We start from the raw sequence: 8,100 nt of genomic DNA, 5'->3' as shown, positions 1-8,100 counted from the left end.
CGCGCTTCAAGATCGACGTAGCTGAAAAGCTCGCCCGTCCGATTGTCGTCACCGCGCATGCAGAGATATCCGAAACCCTTCGAAGACAATGAATCACGCCGAATGCCCTGCGGCGAGCGGGTTTTTCAACAGCCTGCTAGGGCCGAGACCACTATGCTTTGCGAGACAAGCCCAGCCTGTCCCAACTCTGCCGACGCCATCTTCGAGCTCCCCTCGACTTCGACCCAAATAGGGTCTTAAGTTTAAACCGGAATAAACAAGGCCTATTCCACTTTCGCTGCCATTGACCTCTAAACGTCCGTTTGAGAGTCAATAGTTTCCAGAACGCGTGTGACCTCTTCAAATCGAGCTTCCGCGTCAGACCAATTTTGTACGAAGTCGAACAATTCTCTCATCGCAGGCGCGATTTCCCTGTAGGCGGCTATTGCCGCGACCAGGGCTCCTAGCGAAAGGCGCTCTCGCACTACGAGATACCCACCAATTGCGAAGAAAAAAAATGGGGTCAGGTTCGACGTATAATTATAAAGACCTCGCAGTCGACCCTTCAAATCGCTAATCTCTATTCGTACACGTTCCAGCGCAGCAATCTGGCGGGTTTGTTGTTGAAGCGATGGATAAATGGAACTCTTTTTAGATGCAGATTTCGCATCCGCGTCACCGGAGGTGAGGAGCTGAGTCAGCTCTCGCGTCGCATAGACCCTTTCGCGTACTTTTGCGTTCAATGCATTCTGAAGGCGAGGCAGCAAAGTCAGTTGAACGGGCAACATGATCAAGGCCGACAACGCGAGCGCGGGGTTCTGAACGAACAAAAAAACGAGGCTGGTGAGAAGCGTCCCGCCGTAAATGAGTGGAACGACGAATAAGCTGGCCCCGAAGTAGCCAATGGGCTCGACCTCCTGGACGGCGACGGCCGCAAGCGAGGCTCTTGCTTCACCCGCCAGGCTCTTCCTCGATCTGCGTACAATCTTCAGGCGCAATCGCCGTACAAGCCGCTCGCTTGCGCGTCCTCTGATGCGGGTCGCGGCAAATTTTACGAGGCCGCTCGCTGTCAAAATTGCGAGGTAACTCATGCAGAGCGCTATCAATAATTCCAAGCGGGGCAGATGGAAGCCAAGGAACGTCATTCCATCGTGCGCCTCGGGGCTTGCGAGTGCGTGATTGATGATGTGCTTGGGGATATCGAGGAGGAACCAGGCTGCGGGCAGCGTCAGCAGGGACAAAAGAACCAGCAAGACTTGATAACGAGACGTGGCCCTCGCGACAAAGAGGGCTAACATCCAAGGATTACGGGTGACCAGCGCGACCTCGCTTCGGACCGTGGGTCGATTGGCTGTCCCCGAACCGGGTAGCTCTCCGTCGCTAACGTGATCCGAAGCAGGGACCGGCCTGCCAATCACGGCGGCGAGCCGGGCTCGACGCCTACGAGTTGCGGATGCCCCCCGAAACAGCGCTCTCCCCAAATGTCCGATCGTCCACGCGGGAGCGACAACGAAAACTACGATCGCTGCGACGGACAACATCCAGTGGCCGTGGGGATAATCGAGGCCAGCAATCTTATGGACAAGCTGATGTATATCGTCGTTAACTGTATCAAATATATCCATAAGATTCATTATCAACTGATTCCGACAACTAGTCTACGATAATCAAAAAATACATTTCAATATGATTTTTGATATTGCGAGATGTTTATGATTATTTTCGCGGCGCAGCGCAATTTGAATATAAAATATTTGCTTTCATTTTCGTACGTATCTCGGTCAATAGGCCGAAACAACGACAATTCTTTGTGTCGCTGTGGTCGGTCGATACACCGACTACGTTGACGCCTAAAAACAGGGCGATTTACAATCCGAGCGATTGGGAAGATGCCGTAAAGACAAAAGCGTGGTAAAGTACAAAGCCAACCACCTTCTACTAGTATAGGTCACAGAAACAGCCTCCATAATAATGCATAACCAAAGAGAGCGGCAATCGGGCCAACCAGTTAACGATCGTGGCCGAGCCGCGGACGAAGATAACGCGCAACCTGAGCGAGGAGATCCTTTCGCAGCCTCAGCAGATCTCGGCTGCTAAGGCGTCGATCTCGAGTTATCCAGGTGCTATAAAATCGGTATTTAGTCTGCGTCTCAGTTCTATTGTTCTGGATCATCGCGTCCGCTAGGCGGCCGATCGGCAACGCATCGCCCTGCGATGCAGACGATCTGGATGCGCTTATGCGAGGTCCCAAAGCAGTTGGCTTCGTATCGTTCACTCCGTCCAACCGCCGGAAGACGAGTAACCTTGGCGTTGGCGCAGGCCGCCTCGAGCAAGGCGCGCTGCAGATCGCCATCGTCAGCTCTTGATACGTTTGGCGAAAAAGAGATCAAAATTACAAGAAGCCATCCTAGCATCATTTGCTCTCCGCTGCTTGACGTGAAGGAAATGTCTATTTTCGAGACAGTACCAAAACGAGAGCGAACAAGCCTACGGCTGCAGATGCGGTGACGAACCAAAACATTGTTAGATTCAGATTTTGGACTGAATCAAATAATACCGAGCTCACGCCATGAATGGTTATTGGCAGAAAACCGGTCATAGGCTCTCGCTGTATTTCTAAGAAACTCTCACCGCGGCATGATAATCTGCCGCGGCTTGGAGTTCGATCGGCGCTTAAGCAGCGCTTATTTGGTCTTCTGCAGCTTCGTCACGGTAATCTGGCCGTTGACCCGGTCGGCGTCGAACTTGATTTTGTCGCCGGCCTTCAGGCCCTTCAGCATGGCCGGGTCACCGGCGCGGAAGACCATCGACATGGCGTCCATGTCGAGGTTCTTGATCGCCCCATGATCGATGGTCAGCTTGCCTGCAGCCTCGTCAACCTTCTTGACGGTGCCATTGACCTGCTGGGCGAGGGCCGGCAGTGCGAACGCCACAAAGGCGAGCGTGGAGATGATTTTCAGCATGGTGTGCTCCTTGTTGAGTAGGCTGGCGCCTACTTGACGATAACCTTGCCGGTCATTCCGGCTTCACGATGGCCGGGGATCAAGCAGGAGAAATCAAACTCGCCCGCCTTGGTGAACGCCCAGACGATCTCGCCGGTCTTTTTCGGCGCCAGGCGCTTGGCGTTTGGATCGTCATGCTCCATGTCGGGATTCTTCTGCATCTCGATGGCGTGCTTGAGGTTCTCCTCCAGCGTCGCGAGGACGAGTTCGTGATCGAGCTCGCCATTGTTGCGAAGCTGGAACTTGACCTGCTCACCGCGTCGGATCTCGATCCTGTCGGGGATGAACTGCATCTTCCCGTCACGTTCGCCCATCGAGATCTGGACAAGGCGGGCCGGCTTCTTGGGGTCGCCGGGCTTGCCATAGGCGACCTCGCCGTCGTGGTGGCCGGCCGCTCCTGGCCCAGCAAGCGCAGCGCCGGCCGACAATGCAAGCGCTAAGCCTGCGAGTTTCAATGACGCAAATTTTATCATCGGTTTCTCCGGAGTTGGATGGATCGTTTTAGTGGTTGGAATGCGCCCCGCCCGCCTTGGCGCCGGGTAACGGCTTGCCATCGGGACCGAGGCGCGGCTTGCGCGGGTCTTTCACCTGCCATGTAGCTAGTTCAGGATTAGGCTTCGGCCCCTCGACGCGCGGCGCCTCGGCGAGCTTCTGTCCCTTGTACTCGTAGGCAACCGTGCCCTCCGGGTGCTTGTAATGGCCAGGATCCTTGTAATCGTTTTTGGCCAGGCCCTCGCGCACCTTCACCACCGAGAACATGCCGCCCATCTCGACGGGGCCGAACTGGGAGTAGCCAGTCATCATCGGCAGCGTGTTCTTGGGCAGTTCCATCTCCATGGAGCCCATCTCGCCCATGCCGTTCGACCCCATCGGCATGTAGCCCGGCGCGGCCTTGCGGATGCGGCTGACCAGATCCTTCTTGGTGACGCCGATATAAGTCTTCACCGAATGGCCCATGGCGTTCATCGTGTGATGCGACTTGTGACAATGAATCGCCCAGTCGCCGGGCTCGTCTGCCACGAAGTCGAAGGCGCGCATCTGGCCGACCGCTACGTCGATCGAGACCTCGTCCCAAGCGGTGGCGGGATCGACCCAACCACCATCCGTGCAGGAGACCTTAAACTCGTAGCCATGCATGTGGACCGGATGATTGGTCATGGTCAGGTTGCCGAAGCGGATCCGGACCTTGTCGTTCTTGGCCACCACGAACGGGTCGATGCCCGGAAAGGCGCGGCTGTTCCAGCACCACATGTTGAAATCGAGCATGGTGTTGACCTTGGGCACGTAGGAGCCTGGCACGATATCGAAGGCGTTGAGTAGGAAGACGAAGTCGCGATCAACCCGGCGGAAGGCCGGATCCTTCGGATGGACAATGAACATTCCCATCATCCCCATCGCCATCTGCACCATCTCGTCGGAATGGGGATGGTACATGTAGGTGCCCGAGCGCCTGAGCAGGAACTCATAGACGAATGTCTTGCCCGAGGGGATATGCGGCTGGTTCAGGCCGCCGACGCCGTCCATCCCGTTGGGCAAGCGCTGGCCGTGCCAGTGAATCGTCGTGTTCTCCGGCAGCTTGTTGGTGACGAAGATGCGGACCTTGTCGCCTTCGACGGCCTCGATTGTCGGGCCCGGCGACTGGCCGTTATAGCCCCAGAGGTAGGCGATCATTCCGGGAGCGATCTCGCGCTCCACCGGCTCGGCGACGAGGTGGAACTCCTTCCAGTCGCCGTTCATCCGCCAGGGCAGTGTCCAGCCGTTCAGCGTCGCCACCGGCTGGTAATCCGGGCCAGAGGTCGGCACCAGCGGGGCCTGCGTGGCGGCGCTTGCCATAGTCGGCGCCTCGGGCACCGAGGCGAAGGCGGTGCGGCCCGACACGGCCGCCGCGCCTGCGATCACAAGCCCTGAGGTTCCGATGAAACCCCTGCGTGAAAGATCCGTCATGGCGTCTTGCTCCTGATGGGTTCAATGGGCTGGCGCATCGCCGCCGCCGCCGCCGGCCGCTGCGACGACGGCGCCTCCGCTGCCCCCGCCCGAGCCGCCGCCGATGAGCGCGTGCTTGAAGTCGGTATGGGCGATCCAGACGTCGCGACGCGCGTTGATGGCCGCGAGGTTGGACAAGATGCGGCCGCGCGCATCGACGATGAGCTGGGTCACGTCGATCAGCATGCCGTTATATTGCAGCTGAGCCTCGTCCTGGATGATCTTGCGCAACGGCAGGACATTATTGAGGTACTGCCGGGCGATGTCATGACTCGCGCGGTAGCCGACATAGGCCTCGCGCGCCTCGGAGCGGACATTGACCGCCTTCTCCGCCAGGCGATTCGCCGCCTGCATGTAGGTCTGCTCTGCCAGAGCGACCTTGGACTGCCCGAAATCATAGATCGGAATCTCGATCTCAAGCTCGACAGTACGGGTGCGCGTGGCCTCACGCTCGACGTCGCCATCGGGCAGAACGGTCAGCTTCCGATCATAGGTGCGCCGGCCGAGAAGGTCGATGTCGTTGACGAAGCGGGTCGCCTGCGTCAGCCCCAGCGTCTTCGCGAGAAGGTTCAGATCGCCGCGCGCGATCTGGATATCGATTCGCTTGCGCAGCGCCTCAGCCTCAACAGCTTTTATGCTCGGCAGGCGCGGGAGCGGCGGCAGCGAACCCGGCAACCTGAATTTCAAGTCGTCGCCCCAGATGCCGAGCAGGCGCACCAGTCGCTCACGCTCCTGGCGCTGTTGCAGACGGGCCTGAGCAAGCTGGGCGCCGAGCTCCGCATCGAAGGCGAACTCGCGGGCCTGGTCGAGTTTGTTGATGCCTCCTGATTCGCCCAGACGCTTGAACAATTGTGTCGCAGCGTCTGTCGAGGCCTTGGCCTCCAAATAGAAGGCGGCTTGAGCGTTAGCGGCGACTGCGCGGAAGTATTGCCGCCGCGTATCGGCCGCGAGCTTCAACACGGCCTCAGCCGCGCGCAATTGGGCCGATTGAAAGCGATCCCGCGCAGCGTCCGCGCGCGCCGGCAAAGTTGCCAGTGCGAAAATGCTGCCGACGATCTGCCGTTCGATTTCGAGCGACAGTGTTCCCGTGCGCGACGAGATCGCAAACCGGGGGTTCGGCGGCAGGCTGGCAATCACCATCTGCGCCTCGGCGATGCCGAGTTCGTTGAGGGCGGCCTGCAGTCCGCGATTGTTAAGGAGCGCAATCTGGACCGCGCTGTCGGCCGTGAGCGACTTCTTGAGAAGCTGATCGACCCGCGCTTTTGCGCTGCCGGCGACGCCGTCGTCGGTGATCTTGACGACGTCCTTGTTCAGCTCTGTGTAAGCGATGGCCTGGACCGTACCGACGCCGCCATCGGCAGAGAACGAAGCGCAGCCGCCGAGAAGCACGGCGACGCCGGCAAGCAACGAGAAGCGGCGAATGGAACTCTGCAAGATCGGATGAGAGGATTGGAAGGCGCGAGTCATTGCGGTCACTGCTGAGGCCCTACTCTGCGATTCAATTCCCGCCAGTTCTTCGGCTCGGCCGGACGCATCGCGGTGACGCCGGCGGTGACGCTCTGATAGCCGACGGCCGGGACGCGAGCGCTCGGATCGGCCGGTCGAGCCAGATGGACCGGCACCGGAGCGACTGAGCAGGCCCCCAGAGCGAGCGCTACGAAAGCGGTGAAAGCAAATTTTACGGCCATCGCGATTCGTTCGACCTCAAAGCCTCGATGCAGTTTGGTAGCAACGGCGACGAAGCCTGTCCGTTACAAATTGTTGCAATGCCGATCGCGCCTAGCCGGCACAACGCAGCTATATTGTCGATCTGCCCGCCGGCCATACGGTTGGGCAGGCCCGCTGGCGCCGCTCGAAAGATGCTCGTGACAAATACCCCGACCGCCTCCGCAGCCGACGACCACGGCCATGTGCTTGTGGTCGATGACGACCCGCAGATACGCGTACTGGTTGCCCGCTTCCTGCAGCGCCACGGCTACAAAGTGACGGGCGCGCCCGACGGACGCGTCATGCTTGATGTCCTGAGACAGGCAGACATCGATCTCATTATTCTCGACCTGATGCTGCCTGGACGTTCGGGCTTCGATCTCTGCGGGGATGTTCGCGCCACCTCGCAGGTTCCGATCGTGATGCTGACGGCGCGCAGCGAGGAGAGCGACCGCGTCATCGGACTGGAGGCTGGCGCCGACGACTACGTCACCAAGCCATTCAGCCCTCGAGAGCTTTTGGCGCGAGTTCGCGCGGTGCTCAGACGTTCGCGCACCATGCGCAGAGCAGGAGACGGCCGCGCGAGCGAGTTCGTCGTCTTCGACGGCTGGAGGATGGATTTGCGGCGGCGCGAGCTGGTTTCGCCCTCCGGCACGCTCGTCGATCTATCGACTGGCGAGTTCGACCTGATGGTCGCCTTCATCGAACACGCCAACCGGGTTTTGTCGCGCGAAGCCTTGATGCAGTTCGCCAAGACTAGAAACAGCGATCCTTTCGACCGGGCGATCGATGTTCAGATCAGCCGCCTGCGCCGCAAGCTGGAGGCCGACGCCAATGGCGGCCAGCTGATCAAGACAATTCGCGGTGCCGGGTACATGTTCACCCCCGCTGTTCAGACGCGGGAGGGTCAGCCGGCATGACTCGCATGTTCCAGAAGGGTTTCCCTGACACCGTGGCCGGCCGCGCCATTCTCATCCTAGTCGCCGCGCTGCTGGCATTCCATCTTGTCGGCTACTGGGCCTATCGCGTCGGGGTTGAGAGCCTGGCGAGCGCGCAGCGTGATCGCGGGCTGGCAGAGCGCATCGTTTCGATCAAGCGCGCCATCGCAGGCATCCCCCAGGAGCCGGAGCGCGACCGCGCGGCGCATGATCTGACGAGCGCTAGTCTTGAGGTCCATTGGAGCAAGGTCAGCCTGGTTCTCGGCACTGCGCCCACCACCGAGCGGACGGCGGCGATGGAAGCCAAGCTCAAGGAACTCGTCCCCGATCTGGCGTCAGAATCCTTCCGCCTCGGTTTTGCCGACGACGGCGCGCTCAATTCGGGCGACGCCGATGCCTACCGGCACATGATGCTAGTCTCGGTCAGACTCGATGACGGCTCCTGGGTCAACTTCTCCTCGACCACGCTCGGCGCAACTCAGCACGCAGAC

7 protein-coding genes are annotated in these 8,100 nt (G+C 59.6%); 2 read left to right on the top strand and 5 right to left on the bottom strand.

Annotation, left to right across the window (positions count from 1 at the left end; genetic code table 11):
• Positions 1-290: 290 nt before the first annotated feature.
• The 5 genes from Q8S38_RS18770 to Q8S38_RS18750 form a co-directional block, all read right to left on the bottom strand.
• On the bottom strand, positions 291-1,277 hold the full coding sequence (locus tag Q8S38_RS18770) for an ABC transporter ATP-binding protein (protein WP_305681866.1): 987 nt from the start codon (positions 1,275-1,277) through the stop codon (positions 291-293).
• A 1,386-nt stretch (positions 1,278-2,663) separates the two neighbouring features.
• Positions 2,664-2,942: a copper-binding protein gene (locus Q8S38_RS18765; protein WP_100962068.1), complete on the bottom strand. Its 279-nt coding sequence runs from the start codon at positions 2,940-2,942 to the stop codon at positions 2,664-2,666.
• 29 nt (positions 2,943-2,971) lie between these two features.
• Positions 2,972-3,454, bottom strand: a complete 483-nt coding sequence (locus Q8S38_RS18760; RefSeq protein WP_291821016.1) for a cupredoxin domain-containing protein — start codon at positions 3,452-3,454, stop codon at positions 2,972-2,974.
• 28 nt (positions 3,455-3,482) lie between these two features.
• Entirely contained in the window at positions 3,483-4,925 is a 1,443-nt protein-coding gene (locus Q8S38_RS18755; protein ID WP_305681865.1) for a multicopper oxidase family protein, read from the bottom strand.
• A 21-nt stretch (positions 4,926-4,946) separates the two neighbouring features.
• Complete coding sequence (locus Q8S38_RS18750; protein ID WP_291820995.1) at positions 4,947-6,431, bottom strand: TolC family protein; 1,485 nt, start codon at positions 6,429-6,431, stop codon at positions 4,947-4,949.
• 398 nt (positions 6,432-6,829) lie between these two features.
• On the opposite strand from Q8S38_RS18750, the gene Q8S38_RS18745 reads away from it, so the two are divergent.
• Both Q8S38_RS18745 and Q8S38_RS18740 read left to right on the top strand, forming a co-directional pair.
• A complete protein-coding gene (locus Q8S38_RS18745) occupies positions 6,830-7,591 on the top strand; it encodes a response regulator (protein WP_291820992.1) in 762 nt (253 codons plus the stop codon).
• The coding region (locus tag Q8S38_RS18740; protein ID WP_305681864.1) for a hypothetical protein at positions 7,588-8,100 on the top strand (513 nt) is incomplete at its 3' end. The genes Q8S38_RS18745 and Q8S38_RS18740, both read left to right, overlap by 4 nt.

The organism is Allobosea sp. (genome assembly GCF_030695125.1).
Taxonomy (GTDB): Bacteria; Pseudomonadota; Alphaproteobacteria; order Rhizobiales; family Beijerinckiaceae; genus Allobosea.
The sequence above is the reverse complement of the archived record's forward strand: the minus strand, read 5'-3'. Positions and strand labels throughout refer to the sequence as shown.